The organism is Psychrobacter glacincola (assembly GCF_904846075.1).
GTDB classification, from domain to species: domain Bacteria; phylum Pseudomonadota; class Gammaproteobacteria; order Pseudomonadales; family Moraxellaceae; genus Psychrobacter; species Psychrobacter glacincola_C.
In genome coordinates this window covers 397,682-420,608 of record NZ_CAJGZH010000001.1, presented here as the reverse complement: position 1 = coordinate 420,608, position 22,927 = coordinate 397,682, and the positions used below count along the sequence as shown (strand labels likewise).

At 43.6% G+C, this 22,927-nt stretch carries 19 protein-coding genes and 4 tRNA genes; 13 read left to right on the top strand and 10 right to left on the bottom strand.

Annotated features, from left to right (window positions below; genetic code table 11):
• Window positions 1-94 precede the first annotated feature (94 nt).
• On the top strand, window positions 95-889 hold the full coding sequence (locus JMW85_RS01855) for a tetratricopeptide repeat protein (RefSeq protein WP_193009239.1): 795 nt from the start codon (window positions 95-97) through the stop codon (window positions 887-889).
• 31 nt (window positions 890-920) lie between these two features.
• On the opposite strand, the gene JMW85_RS01850 is transcribed toward JMW85_RS01855, so the two are convergent.
• Both JMW85_RS01850 and JMW85_RS01845 read right to left on the bottom strand, forming a co-directional pair.
• Complete coding sequence (locus JMW85_RS01850) at window positions 921-1,877, bottom strand: hypothetical protein (RefSeq protein ID WP_201580778.1); 957 nt, start codon at window positions 1,875-1,877, stop codon at window positions 921-923.
• Window positions 1,878-2,021: 144 nt separating this feature from the next.
• Window positions 2,022-4,157, bottom strand: coding sequence for an NADPH-dependent 2,4-dienoyl-CoA reductase (locus JMW85_RS01845; RefSeq protein ID WP_201580777.1), 2,136 nt, complete (start codon window positions 4,155-4,157; stop codon window positions 2,022-2,024).
• A 432-nt stretch (window positions 4,158-4,589) separates the two neighbouring features.
• On the opposite strand from JMW85_RS01845, the gene JMW85_RS01840 reads away from it, so the two are divergent.
• Window positions 4,590-6,254, top strand: coding sequence for an AMP-binding protein (locus JMW85_RS01840; protein WP_201580776.1), 1,665 nt, complete (start codon window positions 4,590-4,592; stop codon window positions 6,252-6,254).
• A 129-nt stretch (window positions 6,255-6,383) separates the two neighbouring features.
• On the opposite strand, the gene JMW85_RS01835 is transcribed toward JMW85_RS01840, so the two are convergent.
• The 4 genes from JMW85_RS01835 to hemA all read right to left on the bottom strand — a co-directional run bounded on the left by JMW85_RS01835 (window position 6,384) and on the right by hemA (window position 10,656).
• Window positions 6,384-6,803 carry a DUF6691 family protein gene (locus JMW85_RS01835; protein ID WP_201580775.1) on the bottom strand — a complete coding sequence of 140 codons (420 nt, stop codon included), beginning with the start codon at window positions 6,801-6,803 and terminating at the stop codon, window positions 6,384-6,386.
• Window positions 6,804-6,902: 99 nt separating this feature from the next.
• The gene (locus tag JMW85_RS01830) at window positions 6,903-7,340 is read right to left on the bottom strand and encodes a YeeE/YedE family protein (protein ID WP_201580774.1); all 438 of its coding nucleotides are present in this window, start codon (window positions 7,338-7,340) and stop codon (window positions 6,903-6,905) included.
• A 161-nt stretch (window positions 7,341-7,501) separates the two neighbouring features.
• Window positions 7,502-8,635, bottom strand: coding sequence for an aminotransferase class V-fold PLP-dependent enzyme (locus JMW85_RS01825; protein WP_060490277.1), 1,134 nt, complete (start codon window positions 8,633-8,635; stop codon window positions 7,502-7,504).
• A 665-nt stretch (window positions 8,636-9,300) separates the two neighbouring features.
• Window positions 9,301-10,656 carry a glutamyl-tRNA reductase gene (gene hemA / locus JMW85_RS01820; protein ID WP_201580773.1) on the bottom strand — a complete coding sequence of 452 codons (1,356 nt, stop codon included), beginning with the start codon at window positions 10,654-10,656 and terminating at the stop codon, window positions 9,301-9,303.
• A gap of 551 nt (window positions 10,657-11,207) precedes the next feature.
• On the opposite strand from hemA, the gene JMW85_RS01815 reads away from it, so the two are divergent.
• The 10 genes from JMW85_RS01815 to JMW85_RS01770 all read left to right on the top strand — a co-directional run bounded on the left by JMW85_RS01815 (window position 11,208) and on the right by JMW85_RS01770 (window position 20,394).
• Window positions 11,208-13,157, top strand: a complete 1,950-nt coding sequence (locus tag JMW85_RS01815; protein WP_201580772.1) for a tetratricopeptide repeat protein — start codon at window positions 11,208-11,210, stop codon at window positions 13,155-13,157.
• Window positions 13,158-13,313: 156 nt separating this feature from the next.
• The gene (gene lolB, locus JMW85_RS01810; protein ID WP_087814722.1) at window positions 13,314-13,946 is read left to right on the top strand and encodes a lipoprotein insertase outer membrane protein LolB; all 633 of its coding nucleotides are present in this window, start codon (window positions 13,314-13,316) and stop codon (window positions 13,944-13,946) included.
• A 232-nt stretch (window positions 13,947-14,178) separates the two neighbouring features.
• Entirely contained in the window at window positions 14,179-15,141 is a 963-nt protein-coding gene (ispE, locus tag JMW85_RS01805) for a 4-(cytidine 5'-diphospho)-2-C-methyl-D-erythritol kinase (protein ID WP_201580771.1), read from the top strand.
• 167 nt (window positions 15,142-15,308) lie between these two features.
• Window positions 15,309-15,384: transfer RNA gene (locus JMW85_RS01800), tRNA-Gln, on the top strand.
• A 244-nt stretch (window positions 15,385-15,628) separates the two neighbouring features.
• Window positions 15,629-15,704, top strand: a tRNA-Gln gene (locus JMW85_RS01795).
• A gap of 110 nt (window positions 15,705-15,814) precedes the next feature.
• Window positions 15,815-16,762, top strand: coding sequence for a ribose-phosphate pyrophosphokinase (locus tag JMW85_RS01790; RefSeq protein WP_045452669.1), 948 nt, complete (start codon window positions 15,815-15,817; stop codon window positions 16,760-16,762).
• A 422-nt stretch (window positions 16,763-17,184) separates the two neighbouring features.
• On the top strand, window positions 17,185-17,859 hold the full coding sequence (locus tag JMW85_RS01785) for a 50S ribosomal protein L25/general stress protein Ctc (protein WP_045443278.1): 675 nt from the start codon (window positions 17,185-17,187) through the stop codon (window positions 17,857-17,859).
• Between the two features lie 196 nt (window positions 17,860-18,055).
• Window positions 18,056-18,637, top strand: a complete 582-nt coding sequence (gene pth, locus JMW85_RS01780; protein WP_045443276.1) for an aminoacyl-tRNA hydrolase — start codon at window positions 18,056-18,058, stop codon at window positions 18,635-18,637.
• Window positions 18,638-18,737: 100 nt separating this feature from the next.
• Entirely contained in the window at window positions 18,738-19,118 is a 381-nt protein-coding gene (gene panD, locus JMW85_RS01775) for an aspartate 1-decarboxylase (protein ID WP_045443274.1), read from the top strand.
• 295 nt (window positions 19,119-19,413) lie between these two features.
• Window positions 19,414-20,394, top strand: a complete 981-nt coding sequence (locus JMW85_RS01770; protein WP_201580770.1) for a calcium/sodium antiporter — start codon at window positions 19,414-19,416, stop codon at window positions 20,392-20,394.
• 62 nt (window positions 20,395-20,456) lie between these two features.
• Here the strand turns inward: JMW85_RS01770 and JMW85_RS14115 are convergent, their stop codons facing one another.
• From JMW85_RS14115 to JMW85_RS01755, 4 genes are all read right to left on the bottom strand, one after another.
• Window positions 20,457-20,681 carry a hypothetical protein gene (locus tag JMW85_RS14115; protein WP_227681637.1) on the bottom strand — a complete coding sequence of 75 codons (225 nt, stop codon included), beginning with the start codon at window positions 20,679-20,681 and terminating at the stop codon, window positions 20,457-20,459.
• 95 nt (window positions 20,682-20,776) lie between these two features.
• Window positions 20,777-21,127: an RDD family protein gene (locus tag JMW85_RS14110; RefSeq protein ID WP_227681636.1), complete on the bottom strand. Its 351-nt coding sequence runs from the start codon at window positions 21,125-21,127 to the stop codon at window positions 20,777-20,779.
• 241 nt (window positions 21,128-21,368) lie between these two features.
• Window positions 21,369-21,445: transfer RNA gene (locus JMW85_RS01760), tRNA-Arg, on the bottom strand.
• 187 nt (window positions 21,446-21,632) lie between these two features.
• Window positions 21,633-21,722, bottom strand: a tRNA-Ser gene (locus tag JMW85_RS01755).
• A gap of 372 nt (window positions 21,723-22,094) precedes the next feature.
• On the opposite strand from JMW85_RS01755, the gene JMW85_RS01750 reads away from it, so the two are divergent.
• Entirely contained in the window at window positions 22,095-22,901 is an 807-nt protein-coding gene (locus JMW85_RS01750) for a hydroxymethylpyrimidine/phosphomethylpyrimidine kinase (protein ID WP_201580769.1), read from the top strand.
• The last annotated feature ends 26 nt before the right edge of the window (window positions 22,902-22,927 follow it).

Genomic DNA, 22,927 nt, shown 5'->3' with positions numbered 1-22,927 from the left:
AAAAGGTCGATTGCATACCCGTACCACAGGGTAAAACTTATGAGCAAGTGAGTCCGAATCAGCCAATTAAATAAAGTTTCCTAATGAGGTTTTGATGTATCAAAGAAAAATCACCCCTTTAATTCAGTCTTTATTACTGGTCACGTTATTCTCTAGTGGCTTGATGGCTGCTGCTTGCTCAGCAGAGTCATCAAATACAGAGATACTGTCAAATCAAAGCACTCCTGCTGAAATATATAAACTCGGACTAGCCTACTATGAAGGTGACTCAGTCCCTGAAGATGATGACAAAGCTTTTGAACTATTTGAAAAAGCTGCCAATCAAGGCTATGCCCCTGCTAAACATTATCTAGGTATTATGTATTATGAAGGTTTAGGCGTAGATCAAAATTATCAAAAAGCATTTGAATGGGTTAAGCAAGCTGCTAACCAAGGAGATTCTGATGCTCAATTCAATCTCGGAATTATGTATCATGAGAGTATTGGTATTGAGCAAGATTATCAAAAAGCAATGCAGTGGTATCTACTAGCAGCTAACAATGGATCTTTTGACGCTCAAAATAATATTGGTAATTTTTACGAATACGGTTATGGTGTGACGCAAGACTATGACAAAGCTTTTGAGTGGTATGCCAAAGCGGCTGACCAAGGGTTAGATGTGGCACAACTTAATATTGGTGGTCTCTACGAGAATGGCTATGGCGTGCCGCAAGACTATGACGAAGCTTTTGAATGGTACAAAAAGGCCGCCGACCAAGGCAATCAAGAAGCCAGCAATCGCATCGGTAGATTGGTCATGAATGGTAAAATTGACGATGAAGGTATCGTTATTTATAGCACCCAAGAAACTGGTCTCACATTAGGTGATATTGAAAACATGAGCCAATGATAATGATGAGCCAGATATTAACTTAGGTAACCTAACAGTTATATGTTTCGTAATACGCTATCTTAGACTTAATTATTTTTTCAATATGCTCAGCAAATACTTTTGTCTCAGGTCTACTATCTTCGTCAATAATTAGCAGACCTCCTATCGAAACATAGCAGACACCAAAAGACTTAGTGGGTAATAGATTAGTCCACTTAGATGAAATATTATTCTCTAGTTTTACAGTTTGCCAATAGTTCGATAAATAATAATCTCCTGTCATAGATTGCCACGTGCAAACTTCAGATTCAGTTATGTTTGAGCTAACAAGTAATGGGGTTTGAAAAAGCATGTCTTTGTGCAGCCCATCGAATGCTCGGATGACGAAAGCAGCAGGATGGTTCGGAAACTCTTCTCTTTCCCTTGACCGTCGCATACTCTGTGCTTGCTGTGTCTGAAAAAGTTGGATAGTGCTGATATCAACCTCGTCAGCCATTTTATACTCTACATCACGTATAGGCTTTGAATACAATGAATCTAAAAGCTCTACATCACTTAATGATATAGATAAACAGCCAATAATTCTTTCGTCGTCTTCCTCTCGTACGCCGCCATACATGCTAACGCCAATGACACAATTATCAAATATCCATTCACAGTGTTCTACTACGTTACCACTACAGTAATGGCTATCGGAGGAGTAGTTTGACTCTGATCCTAAATATGCTATTAGCTTTTTAATCATTGGTTGTCTATTAAATAGTTGTGCTGGGATGTTGATCCATATTGAATCTATCAATCGGTCATCATCTGCTGCACTAAAATGACAGTAAGCAACTTTAAGAGACCACATTTCAGACAGTTTTATAGTGACTGTTTCAGGCATATAGCTTTCTTCATAAGAATGCGTTACCGTATCTTTTTCAGGAAGCTGAGCTTTTATATCAGATAACTTATCACCCCATTTAAAATTTACGTCACCAAATTGAAAGTGTTCCTTTCTCATACCTCTTAGCCTTTATCCAAATAGTAATTTAAAGATACTTATAGCTTTTTACGATCATCTATACACTGAGCAAGTCTATATTATCTAACAAAAAAAGCGGCAAGATAATCTATCTTGCCGCTCTCATTACTTCTGAACTAAACCCTAAATCGCTGCCGCAACCTCAGCACCATCTCTTATAGCACGTTTAGCATCTAGCTCAGCAGCAAGCTTAGCGCCACCGATTAGATGATATTGCGCGTCAGGTGCATCACCGACGTTTGGCATCAGCTCAACCACTGACTCTTGACCAGCACAGACCACGACGCTATCAACACGTAGCAACTGGCTTTGACCTTGGTTATTGGTGATCCAAATGCCTTCATTAGTGATCTTATCGTACTGAGCACCTGATACTTGGATGACACCGTGTGATTTGACATGGGCACGATGTACCCAGCCCGACGTTTTATTCAGCCCACTGCCCAAGCGACCTTTGGTACGCTGCATCAAGTACACTTGGCGGATAGGTTTGATAGCTTCAGGCTTAATCAGTCCACCCTCAGTTTGATAGTTAGTATCATTAGTCACGCCCCACTCTTCACGCCACTCTTCGATAGACTGCGCTTTTGGACGATAGCTTGGGTCTTTTAGCAGCTCAGGGCCCAGCTCATCAAGCGGCTGACCATGTTTGGCGGTCAGATATTCACTGACATCAAAACCGATACCGCCAGCACCGATGACGGCAACCGTATCACCGACGGATTTTTCACCAGAGAGCAGTTCAGCATAGCTCATCACTTGTGGCAAATCCGCGCCTTCCAGTTTGCCAGCAAGGCTTCTAGGAACAACACCAGTTGCAACGATGACATGGTGGAATTTGGCTTTCTCAAGCATGGCTTTATCGACTTTGGTATTAAGTTTAATCTCAACGCCTAAATGCTCAAGCTCGTTGATATAGTAGCGAATGGTTTCAAAGAACTCTTCTTTACCAGGGATAACTTTGGCGTAGTTAAACTGCCCGACCAAGATATCTTTTGCTTCAAACAAGGTTACCTCATGACCACGCAAGGCAGCAACGTGCGCCGCTGACATACCAGCAACACCGCCACCGATGACGGCGACTTTTTTAGGTTTCTTGGTTTTCTTATAAACCAATTCTGTCTCATAACACGCTTGTGGATTGACCAGACAAGTCGAGCGTTTGTTTTCAAAGGTATGGTCGAGGCAGGCTTGGTTACAGGCGATACAGGTATTAATACGATCGGCTTGACCATCTTTGGCTTTATTGACCCAATGGGCATCGGCTAAAAATGGACGCGCCATTTGAATCATATCCGCCTGACCACTAGCCACGATTTCTTCTGCCGTTTCTGGCATATTGATACGGTTGGCCGCCATCATGGGGATGCTGATATGCTTTTTAATCTCAGCGGTGAAATCAACAAACGCGGCACGCGGTACGCTGGTGACAATCGTCGGTACACGCGCTTCATGCCAGCCGATACCAGTATTCATGATGGTCACGCCCGCTTCTTCTAGCGCTTTGGCAACGGTGATAACTTCGTCCATCACGTTGCCGTCTTTGACCAGATCAATCACTGACAAGCGGAATAAGATAATGAAATCTTCACCAGCAGCTTCGCGTACGGCTTTGACGACATCGACCGCCAGCTTCATACGACCTTGAATATCACCGCCGTATTCGTCGGTACGTTGATTCACATGACGCGATAAAAACTGATTGAGCAAATAGCCTTCTGAGCCCATGATTTCCACACCGTCATAACCAGCTTGCTTGGCAAGTTTGGCCGAACGGGCATAATCTTTTACCGTCTGTTCGATGTTTTTAATACTCATCTTACGTGGTTTAAAGGGTGAAATTGGTGATTTTATTGGACTAGAGGAGACGACAAATGGATGATAACCATAGCGACCACTGTGCAAGATTTGCATGATGATTTTGCTGTCATACTTATGCGCAGCACGGGTCACACGCTGATGGTTAATCACGTCCGCTTTGCTATTCATGGTACCGCCAGCAGGCAGTAACCAACCTTCACGATTGGGCGAGATACCGCCAGTAATCATCATCGCCACGCCGCCTTTGGCACGTTCTGCAAAATACGCCGCCAGTTTACCGTAGTTATAAAAACGGTCTTCAAGCCCTGTGTGCATTGAGCCCATGACCATACGGTTTTTAAGCGTGGTAAAGCCTAAATCTAGCGGCTCAAATAAATGTGGGTAGTGTTCATTGGTGCTAGCAGTTTCGATGGTATTGGCAGTGCGGCTGGCGGACATATCATTTTCCTTATGAATGGTTTGTGGAAATGCTTGTTAAAGCTGGCTGGGCTTTTTAAAAGTTAAGATTTTTAAAAATGAGGCTTTTAGAAATAGTTAAGCGATAGGATTTAACATCACTGGTATCGTAACACACCGCTATTATCATCAGCTATGCAGACAAGCGACTGATGAGTGAACACTATGTGAATTAGGCTAACTGATCATGCCATCCAATATAAGCAAGCGCTAAAAACATACTCGCTTTTCACAGAGCATTGTCTATAATGGACGAACAAATATTTACCGTGAGTCACCTATCGGCGAGTTGCTACAAGGAAGGTCAGCAAAATATTAATAGCTTAGCAAGCAGTGATAAATAACGAAGCCAACTTTATAGCAGGTTTGTAGCGTATTCACCGAATTATAACAGCAAGATAAAGGACTATCCCCATGACAGACTTCCACACAGGTCTCGGCAAAAATGCTGCCAACCATCAACCGCTTACCCCTATTGACTTCATTATCCGCAGCGCTCAGGTCTATCCTAACAGAACCGCTATTATCTATGACGATCTTGAACATAATAATCTGACCCAAACATGGCAACAGACTTACGATCGTTGCAGACAACTGGCTGATGGTCTACGTAAATTAGGCATCGATAAAAATGACACGGTGGCGGTCATGATGCCGAACACGCCAGCGATGGTCGAATGCGCTTTTGGGGTGCCCATGTCAGGCGGTGTGCTTTGTACACTGAACACCCGTCTCGATATCAATGCCCTGACCTTCTGTCTGCAACACTCAGAAGCCAAAGTGTTGATTTTAGACAGCGAGTTTGCTGAGCATGCTGAGATTATCGATGAAGCGTTTCCTAATCTTATCGTTATTCATGCGACCGATGCAGCGCTCGATATTGAGCGCTTTGGGCAAATGAGCTACGAAGCATTAATCGCCAGCGCAGACAGTTTGGATAATTGGGAAAAACCATTAGATGAATGGGATGCTATCGCCCTCAACTATACCTCTGGCACCACTGGCAAGCCTAAAGGCGTGGTCTATCATCACCGCGGCGCGACACTCAATGCCGTCTCCAATATTTTAGATTGGGATATGCCCAAGCACCCGATGTATCTATGGACGCTGCCATTATTTCACTGTAATGGTTGGTGCTTTCCGTGGACGATTGCCGAACGTGCGGGCGTCAACGTCTGCTTGCGCAAGATTGATGCTGATTTGATTTTGCAACTGATTGCCAAGCATAAAGTCAGCCATTATTGCTCAGCGCCTGTGGTGCATAATATGATTGCTGGCGGCAAAGCTGAATATAAAGACGCCATCAATCATGAAGTCAAAGGCTGGGTCGCTGGTGCGCCGCCGTCTGAAACCATGCTCGCCGCCATGGAAGCTATGGGCTTTCATATCTCGCACGTTTACGGTCTTACCGAAGTCTATGGTCCAGTCACCGTCTGCGCGGAACAAGCAGAATGGGATGAACTGGATGTCGCTACTCGTGCACAAAAGAAATCACGTCAGGGCGTCACGTCACATTTGATGACTGGCTTTGAGCTATTTAAACAAGGCACCACGGAGCCAGTTGCCGCGGATGGCGAAGAAATGGGCGAGCTAGCATTGCGCGGCAATATGGTTATGAAAGGTTATCTAAAAAGCCGTAAAGCCACCGAAGAAGCCTTTGCTGATGGTTGGTTCCGTACTGGTGATTTGGGCATTAAATATCCTGATGGTTATATAAAAATCATGGACAGGCTCAAAGACATCATCATTTCAGGTGGCGAAAATATCTCTAGTATCGAAGTCGAAAACGTCTTATATAAAATGCCAGAAATCCAAAGCTGTGCGGTCGTCGCCGCGCCGCATGATAAATGGGGCGAAGTACCTGTCGCCTTCATCGAGATTCATGAAGACAGCACCTTGCAGCGCGACCATGTGATGGAACATTGCAAGCAGCATTTGGCGGGTTTTAAAGTGCCCAAATATATTATCTTTGCTGAAATTCCAAAAACCAGCACCGGTAAAGTGCAGAAGTTTGAGCTGCGTCAAGCGGCTAAATCATTGGCACATGAGACGCCAAAAGTAACGGCTAGCGCTAAGTAAGACTTTATCATTAAGCCTTAATAATACGGAAGTATCGTTAATATTAATGAAGCATCATTGATAAAAAAAGGGTCAGCCTAATTGAATTAGACTGACCTTTTTGCTTGGCTATTCTTACGCAAGCCCATACTAATTAAGTTTTGGTTCTAGCCATTGATAGACCAGCATACCGATTATCATCGCAGGAATAAAGACATAGGCCTGCCACTGCCCTGTACCAAGCAGCACAATACCGGGACCTGGGCAAATACCAACCAAACCCCAGCCGATACCGAATAGCATCGCGCCGATTAACAATCTTTTATTAATAGTGGTTTTGGTTGGCATCTCAATTGATGACCCAATCCAGCTGGTCTTTTGACGCTTAGCCAATTGTACACCGACTATCGCTACCATTAGACCGCCGCCCATCACCAGTGCCAGAGAAATATCCCATGCACCAAAGACGTCCAAAAAGCCCTGTACTTTAACAGGATCGGTCATGCCTGATATCAGCAGTCCAAAGCCAAATAATAACCCTGCCAGTAATCCAATTATATTTTTTAGCATGTTTTTTTCTCGCACCTAATGTGTTAATCCAAGCGGTTATAACTATCCGATATAAACAATAGTCATCGCTATCTTCGCAACGTACTGTCTATGTGATTTTTAAATCACACCCAAGACATGACGACCAATATAAACCGTCACAATACCAAACAACATAAAGGTCACCGTCGCCGCCATCGAACGTGGCGACAGTCGCGCATTACCGCAGATACCATGTCCACTGGTACAACCTGAACCCAAACGCGTGCCAAAACCAACCAGTAATCCTGCCCCAATGAGCAGTGGCAAAGAGCTACTAATCTCTATGTCGGGCAACGGTTTTACCAGACCATAAAGTAATGGAGAGATAACAAGACCAAGTATGAATAACACCTGCCACATCTCGACGCGCTTGGGTTTTAAGAGACTTGAGAAAATACCACTAATACCCGCAATACGACCAATGCCCAATAGCAAGATGACCGTTGCAACGCCTAGCATCAGACCGCCTACCAAGGAAATTGGCGTAAAGGCCTGCCAATCTATTTGTATACTCATAATATTTACCTAAGCCAATTTTTATCAAAACAGTTTTGAATTTCGTTTTATATAAATACATTATATTATAAAATATAATAAATAGGTAAAAAAATACTGAACCCTCGTTACGAGGGTTCAGTATTCTTTTTACTTAAAAAACATCTTACGAGATAAAGATATTATTTCGCCAATACTTCATCAAGTGCAGTTTCAAAACGCTGTACCGCTCCGTCTACATCAGTCAATTTATCTAGACCAAATAAACCTAAGCGGAACGTTTTAAAGTTATCCGGCTCACCAACTTTTAGCGGCACACCAGCAGCGATTTGCATGCCTGTTTCGGCAAACGCACTGCCTTTATGCATATCATCGCGATCGGTATAAGCAACCACAACGCCTGGCGCTTCAAAACCTTTTGCCGCAACGCTTTCAATGCCTTTAGCGGCTAATACTTCACGAATACGGTTGCCCAATTGCCACTGCGCATCACGCAATTTATCAAAGCCAATCTCTTTTGACTCTAAAATAGTATCGCGGAATTGACGTAAGCTATCGGTTGGCATGGTGGCATGATAAGCGTGACCGCCATTTTCATAGGCACGCATGACATTTAACCACTGCTTTAAGTCTAAGCTAAAGCTATCTGATTCTGTATTGTCTACTTTTTCGATTGCCGCAGCGCTTAGCATGACTAAGCCTGCACACGGAGTGCTGCTCCACCCTTTTTGCGGGGCGCTGATGAGAACATCAATACCCAAGTCTTTCATGTCCAACCACACACAACCTGAAGCGATACAATCAATGACCAATAAACCGCCAACGCTATGTACAGCCGCGCTTAGCGCTTTGATATAGTCTGATGATAAAATAATACCCGATGAGGTTTCGACGTGCGGCGCAAAGACCACTGCTGGTTTCTCTGCTTTAATTTTAGCAACGGCTTCATCGATATCAACGGGGGCAAATGGTTTTGGTGACTCACCCTCTTCACGATGTGCCGTCAATACCGTAGACGACTTGGCGATTTTGCCTTTTTCTAAAATTTGCGTCCAGCGATAGCTAAACCAACCGTTACGAATAATGAGGCAATCTTCATCATTGGCCAATTGGCGCGCAACGGCTTCCATTCCATAAGTACCAGCACCGGGTACAATGACCACTGCTTCGGCGTTATATACAGATTTTAGGTCGCTAGATAAGTCATTCATCACTTGTTGAAAGACTTTTGACATGTGGTTTAAGGCGCGGTCAGTATAGACCACTGAGTATTCTAATAAGCCGTTTGGATCAATATCTTGACGTAATGCAGTCATAGGAAGCTCCTAGTTTATAGTTAGATAGTTTAATTTTCTCAAGCATTGGCTATAGCAAAATCCAGATACTCTCTTAAACCAACCTGCCTTAATAACGCTAACCAATCTAGACACCTACTGTTCGCCAACTTAGCCAAATAATACTTCTATTAGATAACATTGTTGTCAAATAACGTTTTTGTTAAATAATATGGCTGTCAAATAGCATTGCTGACCAATAGCATAGTCGTTAGATTGCATAGCAGCTAGATACTACTATGGGTAGTATTAACTGAATATTAATGTGGGGTAATAGTCGAGAGCATGACGCAGGGTTGACGATATAGCACTTTATCCTAGCGCTATTGCCGTTGGTGATTGTGTTTTGCACGCCGTGTTTTTATTGATTTTAGACAAAGTCGTACAGAACAGGTGCGCCACTATAGGGGCTACGCGGTGGTAGGCTAATAATGGTCACTAACAACTGATGAGATGAATAGGCATCAAGCGAGAACATATACACTAAGGTTTTTAGAAAATAACCGCTCGCGTATAACAAAAGATTATCATCGCTTAATATACTCATAACAGCTTGATATTAGCACTGATAATGCAGGTTGACAACGATATGTTTGCGCAATAATAAGGTTTGCGCCACTTACGTTTTTTTGATCAGTCAATAATGACTATCGACGTCCGCGATGAGCCTCTTGCAGCCCAGACACCACAAAGTCTAGCAGTTCACTATCCCCTTCACGGGCAGCCTTGCGCATGAGCTTCGATGGTGCGTGGGTTAGCGTCTGTGTCAGGCGGCGTGACAGCTCAATGATAATATCTTCAGGACTGGCATTATCCTGTTGTAGCTTGGCAATGGATTCATGCAGGAGTTTATCTACTTGGTCCTGCGTATGCGTGCGATACTGCTGAATGTCTTTACCAACTTGGCGCACTTGAAAGCTGCGATCCATCTCAACGACTAATTGGCTAACGAGCAGTTCAGCATCGACTGCCGCTTGCCTACGCTGTTCGATATTGCCAGCGATCACGTGTTGTAAATCATCGACAGAGTAGAGATAAACATCATCAATACGACTAATGGTCGAGTCAATATCGCGCGGCACGGCTAAGTCAATCATCAACATGGGCTGATAACGACGATGTTTCAGCGCCCGCAAAGTCATGGTTTTATCAATCAACACGTCCATACTACCGCTACAGCTACTAACGATATCGGCTTCTGCTAAAACTTGTGGTAACTCTTGCAAAGGTCTGACTTCTACCAAGTGACCTGCGCGGCGCAGCTCCACTGCCAGCGCTTCAGCGCGCTCAGGGTTGCGGTTGCAAATAATCACGCGACCTACACCAAGCCCAGCAATGTGGGTGGCAACCAAACGGTTCATCTCACCTGCCGCGACCACCAGCAATGTGCGACTGGGCAAATCATCAAATATTTGCGTCACCAATTTGGCAGCCGCATAGCTAAGCGATACTGCTTGAGCACCTACTTGGGTCTCGTTACGGACGCGTTTGGCAGCAGCAAATACTTGATCGATAATCCAGCCAAGCTGATTACTCAGCGCTTTTTGTTCTTGCGCGAGCTGTACTGAGCGCTTGATTTGACCGAGTATCTGCGGCTCACCCAATATCATAGAGTCAAGCCCTGCGGCAACTCTAAGCCAATGGGTCAGCGCGTGAGTGTCACGGTGCACATAAAGATAAGGATCAATCTCAGACAGTGACAACTGCTTAAAGTCAGCAAGCCACGCTTTAATTTTTAAGATATGAGCACTAATAGCCGCCGAAGATGTCTGAGCACCGACCGCGCCATTAGCAGACATAGAGGGAACATCTTGCGGCTCTGCTAGCTGCGGCACAAGCGCATAGATTTCCGTACGATTGCAAGTAGAAACAATCACACTGCCATCAGTAAAGGCCTCTAATTGTTTGAGAGCGATATTCACATCGTCACCCACAAGCGCCAAGCGCTCTCTCAGAGCGACTGGTGCAGTTTTGTGATTGACCCCAATGACCACTAATCTCATTATTGATAGACCATAAACATGACGCTCACCTGCCAGCCCACGCTATCTCATTATTTTTAAAAGACAGTTGTAGGCGACAGCGCTGAAAGGAAGACTCTAAAAGCCGCCTATTATATCATTATTGCCAGCTTTAATTAACACTCAGCTATCGATGATAGCTATTTGCTTGTATCTGGGCACATGAGTAACAAATCAACTACCGATACGATTGTTAAAACCAATATCTATGTTTTAGCGAGCGCTTATAGAAATGGATAGAAATCATTCGCTTACTTGACGTTAACTTGTTATATTTTCACAATATTTAAGCTAAGATTTACAACCAATGAAAGACCCCGTTGATACAGGTTATCAGCCAATCCTACTTTGTTAGCAAAGATTTGGTAGAGCGGCTGCTATTAATAACGGAGTAACACGGGCACTATTGTTTATCCCATCAGTCTGCTTTTATAATGTCAGGCATGGGTACTCGTTACCAATAGTTAGTTTGAAATGATTAAAATAAAATTGTCTTATCGATATAGATGAACAATGGGCGAATACGGTTATCTATGATTTTTTTTGGGTCATTATTTCGATCACAACTTGCGCATGACGACCAATCTAATCTGCGTGCTCTATTGCATGCGGTTATCGAACGTCTGTGCCAGCGTTATAAGCTAACCTTGTCGTTGGCCTTTTGCCTATGCTTAGGATCATCTTCCGTTCATGCCAGTCATCCTGATATCTCGCTCGAAGCCCATGTACCCAAACTATCCATTGCTGATAAGAACGACAAGGCAGTCAGTAGCGACGGCATTGATAATAGCCGCTCAACGCTACCAGCAACTACTCCTACCAACGCAGAACCAATAGAAAATGTCGCCAATATTAATGGGTTAGCGCCAACTACCTTATGGCAACCTGAGCTCAAAGAGCCTAGCCTGTATGCGCTGCTTGATGCAGAATTCGCAGCAGATCGGGGTGATAGACAACGAGCGATTACTATCTATAAGCAGCAAGCGTTTAAAGAAGATGCAACTGCCGTGTTTGAAAGAGCACTCAGCCTTTCTTTACGCACTGAAAGGGTGGAGAAATCGTTACAATTTGCCAAGTCATGGCAAGACCAAAATCCGGATCACGTGCCTGCTTGGTTTTATGTGGCGCATTTGGCTCTGCGAGCTCACGATTATCTGTTAGCTGGCGAAACCTTAAATCGTATTCTGCTTTATGACCCTCGAGCGGACTTAAGCGAAATCCTTATCGGTATCTATCCAAACAATGATGAAGACAAACGTGAATTACTTGCCGCTTTGCAACCACTAGATAGCGAGCAGAATGCCTCATTGTCGGTATTGAAAGCAGGGTTGCTTTACCAATTTAACGAGCCTGAGATTGCCATTGTCCATATCAATCGGGCGCTAGAACGTCAGCCTGACTATGTACCTTTTATTACACTAAAGGCAGACATACTGCGCAAAATCGTCACGTCTGAAACCGTCGTCAATTATGTGAGCCAAGCACGCCTGCGTAATCCCGATAGTAAAAGTCTCTATCTGTACGAGATTCGCTACTTGCTTGACTTAAAGCAAAGCCAAGAAGCGTGGCAATTATTGCTGGATGCCCATGGTCGCTTTGCTGATGATGCCGAGATTACTTTGTTGGCTGCGTTGGTGAGCTTAGACATCGAAGAATATAACAGTGCCGATGAGCTACTCAATATGCTCGCAAAAAACCCCGCTTACCTTGATCAAGCTTATTATTACCTTGGCATCAGTGCCGAGCGTCAGCAGCACTTTGACCAAGCCAAATACTATCTCAATGGTGTCATGCTAGAAGACTTGGTATTAGAGGCTCGTAGAAAAGTAGTGGCTTTTGAATTGCTTAACGGCGATGTAGATGCGGCGATTGCTACTTTAGAAAAGCTGCGTAAAGACTTTAACGTCTTTGCGCCAGATACCTTTGTGCTACAAGCCGATATTTTATGGCAGCAAAATGAGTCCGAAGAAGCCCTGCGCCTACTAACCAAAGCTGCTCGCAAGTATCCTGATAATGAGATGCTCTTGTTTGCACGCGCCCAGCTCCTTGACGACAAAGACGACTATATCGTTAAGCGCACCTTGCTCAATCATCTGCAAGCACTTGACCCAACCAACCTCTCCTACCAGCTCAGTTATGCGCAGCTATTACTAGCTAATGAACGCAGCTCTGAACAAGGATTGGCATTGGCCACCGCCATCATTCAGATTCGCTATGATGATCCACGTTATGACAATGAGCTGCACCTGCAAGCGCTGAATGTGCTGGCTGGCAATGCATTGGCCAATGAGAACTACCAACAAGTCATCGACTACCTGCAAACCCCTTACGATGTGTTTCCTACCTTGCGCTCTGGCAGCTTACTACTACGCGCTTATCAAGGTTTAGGCAACAATGACAAAGTTGAGGCATTACTCGCAGACTTGCAGCAGCGCTTCTCATTTGGGCAACACAATATCAATGACCGTATACAACTTTACTGACCCGCCGTTTTATAGTGGATAAATCGTTGCGTGCTATGATTACAAGGCACTCATAAGATGCTAACAGCCACGCATAACTGAGTAACATATAACCATTAAGCTAATCTATTTTCGAAACACTGATTTCGTAAATTTGTCTATTTTTGAGGAAACATCATGTCAGTATTGGTCCATGCTAATAAGCCTAATAAATTGGCGCTATTCGCTGCCGTGACAACCGCGCTCGTCATCACGTCTGGTTGTCAATCACTAAAAACAGCCAACGCTACTAACCAACCCAGCACGACTTTACAAGGTCAAAACGCTGAGCCACCGCAAAAGCTTGAGAACTTTAATATCACTGGCAAAATTGGTGTGACGATGCCCGCCAATGACACCACAGGCACTCAAGGTGGTAGTGCGTTCTATGCATGGGGGCAGCAGAATGATCGCTTTGCCATTGAGCTGATCGGCGCGCTCGGCATTGGTAAAACCAACATCGAGTATAATGGTCAAACCGCCACTTTAGTCAGCGAAAAAACAGGTACCTTAACTGCTGATGATCCTGAGACTTTGCTCAAAAAGGCCACAGGGTGGCAAGCGCCTATTTCACAAATGCCCTATTGGATATCTGGTCGCCCAGCGCCTTCCGATAGCGCACCACAGCTCGATGATCAAAATCGTTTAATCAGCTCAGTCAATGGTGAATGGACCGCAAGCTTCACCTATAAAGGGTCCGACAAGTTACCAAATAAAATCAGTGCTGTGCTGCCACAAGGCAATAAGGTAGTAATGACGATCAATCATTAAGACGTCATTGAATGATGAATAAATATAGTTGAATTCAAATGATTCCGATACAAGGAAGCCTAGTGCAAGCTATACATAGGTATGGTTAGCGAAGCTGACGATGTAGCGGATTTGTATGAACTTGACTATAACTATCAGATCGTCAATATTTATTAAAATAGCTGTCTATGGCTGATCATTATGGCGAAAAGTTATAATTAAAAACTATCACTGAGAACAATCATTAAGAACTATGATTAAAAACCTAGCCGCTACGCCTACTTCCACCATCACCCGCTTATCACCGGCAAAGATTAATCTGTTTTTGCATATCACAGGTAAGCGTGCTGATGGTTATCATAATTTGCAAACCGTGTTTCGCCTGCTCGACTGGGGAGATTATTTGCATTTTTCAGTCATAGATGAAGCCGTAATTTTTACAGTAGATAGTGAACTAGATGCTAATGAGCTCTGTCACCAACTTATAATATTGGCTGGTGCAGAGACTATAACTGCCGATATAGAAGACAACTTAATTTTTAAAGCAGCGCGTGTATTGCTAGCGGCTGTCATACAGTCAAATACTCTACCTGAGCAGTTAGCACAGGTGCATATCGCTTTAGATAAGCATTTGCCGATGGGTGCAGGCTTGGGTGGCGGCTCATCCAATGCCGCAACGACATTGATGACACTTAATGAAATTTGGCAGCTTAATTTTGATCAAGATACGCTTATAAAAATTGCTGCCACTATTGGCGCAGATGTGCCGATTTTTATCTTTGGGCAAGATGCGATTGCGATGGGTATTGGAGAGCAATTAACCGCAATCAAGTTGCCCGACCAGCAGTATTTAGTATTGACGCCCAATGCTCACGTTAATACTGCCCAGCTGTTCGCGCATCCTAAATTACAACGTGATATCGCTGTGCTATCGGTTGAGACAATTAAAAATAAACAAGCCGACTATGTACAACATTTAAACACGCCCTATCAAAATGTCTTTACGCCAGTGGTGACCAGTCTTGCTCCTGCCGTCAGCGAAGCATTACGTTACTTACAAGGGTTAGAGGCGCAAGCACTCGGCACAGCACGAATGACAGGCTCTGGTAGCGCAGTGTTTTTACCTTTGGATGCAAGCGTGGCTACTGACAAAGCACTTTTAGCAAAGTGGATTGAAGAGGCGCCTTGTTCTGCCTATTTAGTTCGTCATCTATGAATTAGATTTGAGCTGTAGTGCGAAGATAAAATGATTATAAATACAGCTTGAAGCGTTTTATTGACCCAATATTCGTTTTGTTTTTAACCTATTTTTCAATAAAAGCCATAAAAAGGCGCAAATGACTTGCAAAATCTGAAAATTTAATTATAATAGGTCGCCTCAATAGGGGTATAGCCAAGTTGGTAAGGCATCAGGTTTTGATCCTGACATCCGTTGGTTCGAGTCCAGCTACCCCTGCCATTTTTTAGTACGAAGCGTTTGATATGCAGTGATCATAGGTGGTTTATAAATAGCCGCTTATCTTATTGACATTGACAACGTTATCCCAGTTTCGGTATAGTTCGCAATGGACACCGCTAGGGAACAGTTATGTTTTAAATGGTTTATCCGTTTATAATATAGCGAACAGGTCGTGACGCTATTCTAACAATGACTTTTATTAAAAGTTGCTTTTAGATATCGACGTACACAGCCTAGACATTACAGGGGTATAGCCAAGTTGGTAAGGCATCAGGTTTTGATCCTGACATCCGTTGGTTCGAGTCCAGCTACCCCTGCCATTTTTTACTGTAATAGTAGTCATCAAAACTTTTCACCACTCTTTTCTGAATTTGAGCAGTTTGACACTGCTTAGCGGTCGCTGCTTGAGTCAATCAATAGGACTTCTGTCATGCCTTATTTGGCGATTTTTACGGGTAATGCCCACCCTGAATTAGCAAAAACCGTAGCCGATCATCTCCATATACCTCTTGGTAAAGCTGACATCACGCGTTTTTCTGATGGCGAAATCGCCGTAGAAATCAAAGAACACGTGCGCGGTAAAGACGTGTTTATCATGCAGCCAACTTGTGCACCAACCAATGACAATTTGATGGAAATCATGATGATGGCCGATGCGCTGCGTCGCTCTAGTGCGGGTCGCATTACAGCAGTCATGCCCTACTTCGGTTATGCCCGTCAAGACCGTCGTCCACGTTCTGCTCGTGTGCCTATCTCTGCTAAAGTCGTCGCTGACATGCTAAACATCGTGAGTATCGATCGCGTGATGACGGTTGATTTGCACTCAGATCAGATTCAAGGCTTCTTTGACATTCCTGTAGACAATATCTACGGCACGCCTGTATTGCTTAACGACCTACAAAAACAAGATTACGATAACATCATGGTTGTCTCTCCTGACGTCGGCGGCGTGGTGCGTGCGCGTGCTATGGCTAAACAGTTGGGCGATACTGACATGGCGATTATCGATAAACGCCGTGCCCGTGCCAATGAGTCGCAAGTCATGCACATCATCGGCGATGTTCGTGACCGTGATTGCGTCATCGTTGATGACATGGTTGATACCGCAGGTACGCTATGTAAAGCAGCTGAAGCATTGAAAGCAAACGGTGCACGTCGCGTATTGGCTTATATTACGCACCCTGTCCTATCAGGCAACGCACTACAAAATATCAGTGAATCTGCGCTAGACGAAGTCGTTGTTACCGATACGATTCCATTGTCTGAAGCGGCAAAAGCCTGTAGCAAAATCCGCCAAGTGAGTATCGCACCAATGCTTGCTGAAAGCTTACGCCGTATCAATAACGAAGAATCTATCAGCGCCATGTTTGACGCTTAGATTTTTAATGAGCACTTGCTCTACTTTCTGTTGGCAATGCTCGTTATAAAACACTGCTTAAGTTTAAAAAAAAGCGTCAAGTATCTTTACTTGACGCTTTTTTTGGCTATTGGTGCTGCACAGTCATTTTGCGTAGGTCTTTATTATTACTACAAAATCACGTATAATGCGCGCCTGTGCCAACCATTTGTTCGATTTAATTAGGTTGGCATTCTCAAAAGTGCTGATCATGCCCAAAAGTAACGATTGTCATGATAATGACTATCCAAAAAATCGTTATGATGAGCAAATGGCTACATTTAGCAATTGTGAATTTTATTAGCAATCATAAATGTTAGCTATCATCACGTATTAGTGGATTGGTCGCAAATCCACTTTTTTATGACCAGACACTTCATCATTCTTTTTATAGGATTATATCCATGAGCATTAATCATTTTGAACTAAACGCTGTTGATCGTTCTGCTGAGCAACAAGGTAAAGGTGCGAGCCGCCGCCTACGTAAGCAGAATCTAGTTCCTGCTATCATCTATGGTGGTAACGAAGAGCCAACGTCTATCTCTATCAAGATCAACGAGCTAGTAAAGTCACTTGAATTCGAAGCGTTCTTCTCACACATTTTGACAATCAATGTTGATGGCGTAGAGCATCAAGCGGTTATCAAAGACTTGCAACGCCATCCAGCTAAAGGCTTCCCAATGCATGCTGATTTCCAGCGCGTTGTGAAAGGTCAGAAAATCAACATGAACGTTCCTGTGCATTTTGCTGGTCGTGAAGAAGCACCTGGTACTAAAGCTGGTGGTGTTCTATCAACGCTAGTATCTGATATCGAAATCGTTTGCCTACCATCACAATTACCTGAATACCTAGAAATTGACGTGTCAGGCATGGAAATCGGTGATCTATTCCGTCTATCAGACATCAAACTACCTGAAGGCGTTATCATCTTTGATCTTGACATGGAAGATGCTCACGACCGTACTATCGTTAACATGCAGCCACCAACGGTTGAAGAAGTTGACGCAGACGCTGAAGAAGTTGATGCTGCTGACGTACCTGCTACTGAGCAAGGTACTGAAGACAAAGACGGCGAATAATAAACCACGGTTACATAGAGCACGCAATCTAGCGTCTGCTATGTAATACAAGGTTTGTTTAGTCAAAAAACAGCAGGTGATAAATATCTCCTGCTGTTTTTGTAAGTAAGGTTTGAAAAATAACAGATATGCTATGAATAAATAGCATAATCGCAAACCTTATGCCCCATTTATTCAATTTAAGCAGGGTGTTTTTATGGCCATAAAGCTTATTGTCGGTCTTGGTAATCCTGGTCAGCAGTATATGTTTACACGTCATAATGCAGGGTTTTGGTTTGTCCATCACTTGGCTCAGCAGTTCAACATTACCCTCTCTCATGATAAAAAGTTTCATGGAATCACAGGACGTGGGCAGATTCATGGGCATGACGTACGTCTATTGATGCCGCTCACCTTTATGAATAAGTCTGGTCAGTCAGTGGTGCCGATGGTGAAATTTTATGGCATTGAAAATGATGAGTTACTGATTGCTCATGATGAGCTCGATATTCCAGCTGGCAGTATCAAACTTAAGACGAATGGCGGTCATGGCGGTCATAATGGTCTGCGTGATATCACCCCTCATATCGGCAACGACTTCCATCGTTTGCGTATTGGTATTGGTCATCCTGGTCATAAGTCTAAAGTTAGTGGTCATGTGCTCTCAAAAGCTGCGCCCGATGAACAGATTGCCATTGATAGCGCACTGACAGCAGCATTTGAAGCGCTGCCATTACTACTAAATGGCGATATTGAAAAAGCACGTTCACAAATTAATGGCTTCAAACTGCCAGAATAAAATCATGCTTTAACTATAACAGCCTTTTATTTTAGCAAGTTATCCCCCATTAACCTTTTGATTTTAATCATTAATCTCAGTTACGCTAAGGAAGCAACCTATGCTACTTAATATGCTTAAATGCAAATTACACCGTGCTCGCGTCACCCATGCCGAACTTCATTACGAAGGCTCATGCGGTATCGATGGTGATTTATTGGATCTTGCTGGTCTGCGCGAAAATGAGTCTATCGATATCTACAATGTGACCAATGGCAAGCGCTTTCGCACCTACGCTATCCGCGCTGAAGCGGGTTCTGGTATCATCTCGCTAAATGGTGCGGCGGCTCACATGGCAGATTTAGGCGATATCGTTATCATCTGTGCCTATGCTCATTTTGATGAAGTAGAAGCGGCAACCTACCAGCCAAAACTGGTGTATTGCAACGAAGACAATACCGTAAAAGACACGGCAAACATCATTCCAGTACAAGTGGCTTAAAGCACCAGAACACCGAAGATTTTTGGATAAAGCAAGGATAAACAATCGACTAAGCTGTTGAAGTTATTCTTATTATCCAACCAAAACCGCTATGCTAATATGAGAGCTGAATCTCCATTCTGATTCAGCTTTTTTTTATGCCATTTTTATATGGCAAATTCACATTTTATACCACTCTTAAAAGATGAAGTCGTCAGAAAAATAAATGTAAGCGCTATGTTTTTAGGCTAAATGAGTTTGACACGGCTAAGCGTATTTTTAGGTTTGGTATTAACACTAATAAGGAAACAAACTGATGTGGTTGGCAGTTATTGCAGTATTGATCGGACTAGCTATTCTTGTTTGGAGTGCAGACCTTTTTGTTGATGGCGCCACTGCCTTAGCAAAAAAATTCAACGTCCCCAGTTTCTTAATCGGTGTGTTGATTTTGGGTGTGGGTACATCCGCCCCTGAGATGGTCGTGTCAGTATTGGCGGCACTAGAAGGCAGCCCTGATTTGGCATTAGGCAACGCTTATGGCTCAAACATCATCAATATTGCGCTGGTATTGGGTGCAACCGTATTGATTAGCCCTATTATCATTCGTAAGGGCATCATCAAGCGTGATTTACCTCTATTGGTATTGATTACTATGGTCGCCGCATGGCAGCTGCGTGATGGGCAATTAGACCAAGCAGATGCGATTGTGTTGATAGCACTGCTGGTCGTGACTTTAGGCATTCAGATTGTACTAAGCTTACGTGAAGGCAACCATGAGCATGAAGGAGAACCCATAGCAGAAAGCATTGATGCTGAACACATCGAGCAAACCCTAACACGGGGACTCATCAGCTTAGTTATCGGCATGCTTTTACTGGTCATTAGCTCGCGGGCTATAGTTTGGGGTGCAGTAGAATTGGCAACGCTGTGGGGCGTGAGCGAACTGGTGATTGGATTGACGATTGTTGCTGTGGGGACCTCGTTACCTGAGCTGGTATCGAGCCTATCTGCCGCCCGTAAAGGCGAACACGACATGGCACTGGGTAATATTATTGGCTCTAATATATTTAACACCTTAGGCGTCGTTGGTCTCGCAGCGCTTATAGCGCCAATCACAGTCAGTCCAATTATCTTATCACGCGATATAGTGGCGATGGGATTGGTCACCTTATTACTCTTGGTATTGTGCGGGTTTGCCTTTATGAGTAAGCGTCTATTCGGTCGCACTTCTGGGTCAACCTTGGTCTTATTCTTTGTCGGCTATACTTTATGGTTGATACAAACCGTCAACCTGTAACGCTTAGAGTGTATTAACAGACCTTAAAATCTATTAACAGACTATGGCGAAGATAATGTGGTTTATTTTCCTTGCTTGCGATTTCTAATCACCCGCCATAGTCCTTCATTCTCTGTTTTTGGCATTTTTAAGGTAATGGTATTCGATAGCATATCTTGCACTGCGAGACCACGTGGGTTAAAGAGGCAAAAAGCATAGTTAAAGACAAAGCCCAAAAAGGCACTGGTCAACAGAACAGCACGCGAGCCATCGATGACACTACCAATGATACCAAATATAAGTGGCATGATACTGGCCGCTACAATCCTCTGAAAGTGAAGAGCTAGCGATTGCTAAACCTGGCACCCGTATGGCAGCCATTCTCTATGATGGCATGTTGATTTTAGCGTTGCATACCTAATGTCTGCCCACCGCGACGCCAAAATATCCCATAGAATCCCACTAGCGTTAGTATAAAAGACGGCGTCATAATCACGTTTTGATACCACGTTGGCAGCGACTGCGCTTGAGAAGAGTCTGTACCGGTATTCATGGTCAGCAATGTACCAATCACGGTTAGCAGGGTACCGACCAAAAACAACAACGCTAAAATCAACATGCCATCATAGAGAATGGCTGCCATACGGGTGCCAGGTTTAGCAATCGCTAGCTCTTCACTTTCAGAGGCATGGCGTGCTGATGCTTTAGTTTTAGCAGCAGATTTGGTAGGTCGTTTAGGTAAACTCTTTGACATGGTACAAGCTCATAGCAAGCAGTGAATAGTGGCTCTATTGTACCGTAATTCACTGTCCTATCGTACATTATCCTAAGATGCCGTAAGTCATATAACAATGTGGTATAACCATGTCGTATGACTCATCAGCTCATAAAACTATCACACAGAAATTGCAGACATAAAAAAATCGCCAAATTGTCATAAGACAGGCGATTATTTTAAGGTTTCTTTAACTGGGTTAAAGAAGTGATGATGCAAATGGTGCGCTTGGAGAGATTCGAACTCCCGACCCCTTAGTTCGTAGCCAAGTGCTCTATCCAACTGAGCTACAAGCGCGTACTTTGCACATCATTTACTGCGTTGTTAAGAAACAATTGCAGCAAATTAGGTTGGTTATTATATAGATAATTTCGCTTGTGTCAACATCTTTTTTTATTAAAATCAAATTATTTTTTGCTTTAATAAAACCGAAGATTATTAACGTTTTTATATCGCGTCACTACTCTACTAAAAACCGAATAAATGGAGGTGAAGGAGGGATTCGAACCCTCGATACGCGCAAACGTATGGTTCCTTAGCAGGGAACTGGTTTCAGCCACTCACCCACTTCACCAAACGACGTAAGACTTTTTAAGTTCTAAAAAATAGTATTATTGCTGATAATACGTCTTATCCCGTGGGCGAGTATTATAGCAAAGCCAAAACGAATTGCAAGCACTGTCTACAAATTTAATGCAGTTTTTATCATATTTATTTGTTTGTATGGTTTCATAGCCTCTTGAGCAACCCAAATATCAATAAAAACTAGTAAAAACGATGTTTAAGTTAGTCAGCACGCTCTGGGTTGTTGTTAATTAATTAATTAATTAATTGATTAATTGATGGATGAATTGTCTATATACCATCTCTCACCTACTATGGCTTTTTTAGCAGTGGGTGTCTATAGTATTTGTTACTCATTTTAGATTATGTCAAAGGAATTTTTATGCGACCAGTGGTACTGTGTTTTTCAGGATTAGATCCCTCAGGCGGCGCTGGATTACAAGCGGATATAGAGGCCATCGGTCAAGCAGGTGCGCATGCTGCCATTGCTTGTACAGCTATTACTATACAAAACTCGCAGCAAGTCTTTGGGTTTGAAGCTTGTGCAGCAAATTTGGTAAAGGATCAGGCCACCGCAGTACTCGATGATTTGCCTGTTGCAGCTATTAAGTCAGGTATGTTGGGTACGACTGATAATATCGCTATGCTGACTCAATTGTTTGCCGAGCGCCTTATCACCACTGATACGCCATTTGTATTAGATCCCGTATTGGTTGCCAATAGTGGTGGCAGTTTGGGCGATGAAAAGACGCTCGTTAGCGCATTTAGGGAGCTGTTACCATACGCGACCCTCATCACACCGAATACTCATGAGCTACGCGCATTAAGCGGTGAGCAAGACTTACACATTGGCGCGCAAGAATTATGCGCCCAAGGCACCTATGCTGTATTGGTAAAGACCTCACACGACTTTGATAGCGGCGATATAGAGCAGTATTTGTACATAAAGGGTGAAATGGTACATAAAAGCACCTTGCCGCGCTTAACGGGCGAATTTCATGGCTCTGGCTGTTCACTTGCCAGCTTTATCGCTGGGCGCTTAGCAATGGGTGATGCGCTTATCGATGCAGTAAAGGCAGCAGACAGCTGGATTACCCAGACGCTGCGTGCCGCTGATGTGCCGCACCCTAATAATGAGCAAGCCCAATTAATACCCAATCGTTTTATAGACTTTCAGCATAACCTCTAAATAATCAATAAAAAAAGGGCGCTCTA

What these genes read in the sequence shown, in the direction of transcription:
- JMW85_RS01830 (WP_201580774.1), bottom strand. Translation starts at nt 7,340, where the DNA reads ATGAGTATACAAATAGATTGGCAGGCCTTTACGCCAATTTCCTTGGTA.
- JMW85_RS01840 (WP_201580776.1), top strand. Translation starts at nt 4,590, where the DNA reads ATGACAGACTTCCACACAGGTCTCGGCAAAAATGCTGCCAACCATCAA.
- JMW85_RS01825 (WP_060490277.1), bottom strand. Translation starts at nt 8,635, where the DNA reads ATGACTGCATTACGTCAAGATATTGATCCAAACGGCTTATTAGAATAC.
- JMW85_RS01845 (WP_201580777.1), bottom strand. Translation starts at nt 4,157, where the DNA reads ATGTCCGCCAGCCGCACTGCCAATACCATCGAAACTGCTAGCACCAAT.
- JMW85_RS01750 (WP_201580769.1), top strand. Translation starts at nt 22,095, where the DNA reads ATGCGACCAGTGGTACTGTGTTTTTCAGGATTAGATCCCTCAGGCGGC.
- JMW85_RS01790 (WP_045452669.1), top strand. Translation starts at nt 15,815, where the DNA reads ATGCCTTATTTGGCGATTTTTACGGGTAATGCCCACCCTGAATTAGCA.
- JMW85_RS01835 (WP_201580775.1), bottom strand. Translation starts at nt 6,803, where the DNA reads ATGCTAAAAAATATAATTGGATTACTGGCAGGGTTATTATTTGGCTTT.
- JMW85_RS14115 (WP_227681637.1), bottom strand. Translation starts at nt 20,681, where the DNA reads ATGCCACTTATATTTGGTATCATTGGTAGTGTCATCGATGGCTCGCGT.
- JMW85_RS01850 (WP_201580778.1), bottom strand. Translation starts at nt 1,877, where the DNA reads ATGAGAAAGGAACACTTTCAATTTGGTGACGTAAATTTTAAATGGGGT.
- pth (WP_045443276.1), top strand. Translation starts at nt 18,056, where the DNA reads ATGGCCATAAAGCTTATTGTCGGTCTTGGTAATCCTGGTCAGCAGTAT.
- panD (WP_045443274.1), top strand. Translation starts at nt 18,738, where the DNA reads ATGCTACTTAATATGCTTAAATGCAAATTACACCGTGCTCGCGTCACC.
- lolB (WP_087814722.1), top strand. Translation starts at nt 13,314, where the DNA reads ATGTCAGTATTGGTCCATGCTAATAAGCCTAATAAATTGGCGCTATTC.
- JMW85_RS01770 (WP_201580770.1), top strand. Translation starts at nt 19,414, where the DNA reads ATGTGGTTGGCAGTTATTGCAGTATTGATCGGACTAGCTATTCTTGTT.
- JMW85_RS01815 (WP_201580772.1), top strand. Translation starts at nt 11,208, where the DNA reads ATGATTTTTTTTGGGTCATTATTTCGATCACAACTTGCGCATGACGAC.
- JMW85_RS01855 (WP_193009239.1), top strand. Translation starts at nt 95, where the DNA reads ATGTATCAAAGAAAAATCACCCCTTTAATTCAGTCTTTATTACTGGTC.
- hemA (WP_201580773.1), bottom strand. Translation starts at nt 10,656, where the DNA reads ATGAGATTAGTGGTCATTGGGGTCAATCACAAAACTGCACCAGTCGCT.
- ispE (WP_201580771.1), top strand. Translation starts at nt 14,179, where the DNA reads ATGATTAAAAACCTAGCCGCTACGCCTACTTCCACCATCACCCGCTTA.
- JMW85_RS14110 (WP_227681636.1), bottom strand. Translation starts at nt 21,127, where the DNA reads ATGTCAAAGAGTTTACCTAAACGACCTACCAAATCTGCTGCTAAAACT.
- JMW85_RS01785 (WP_045443278.1), top strand. Translation starts at nt 17,185, where the DNA reads ATGAGCATTAATCATTTTGAACTAAACGCTGTTGATCGTTCTGCTGAG.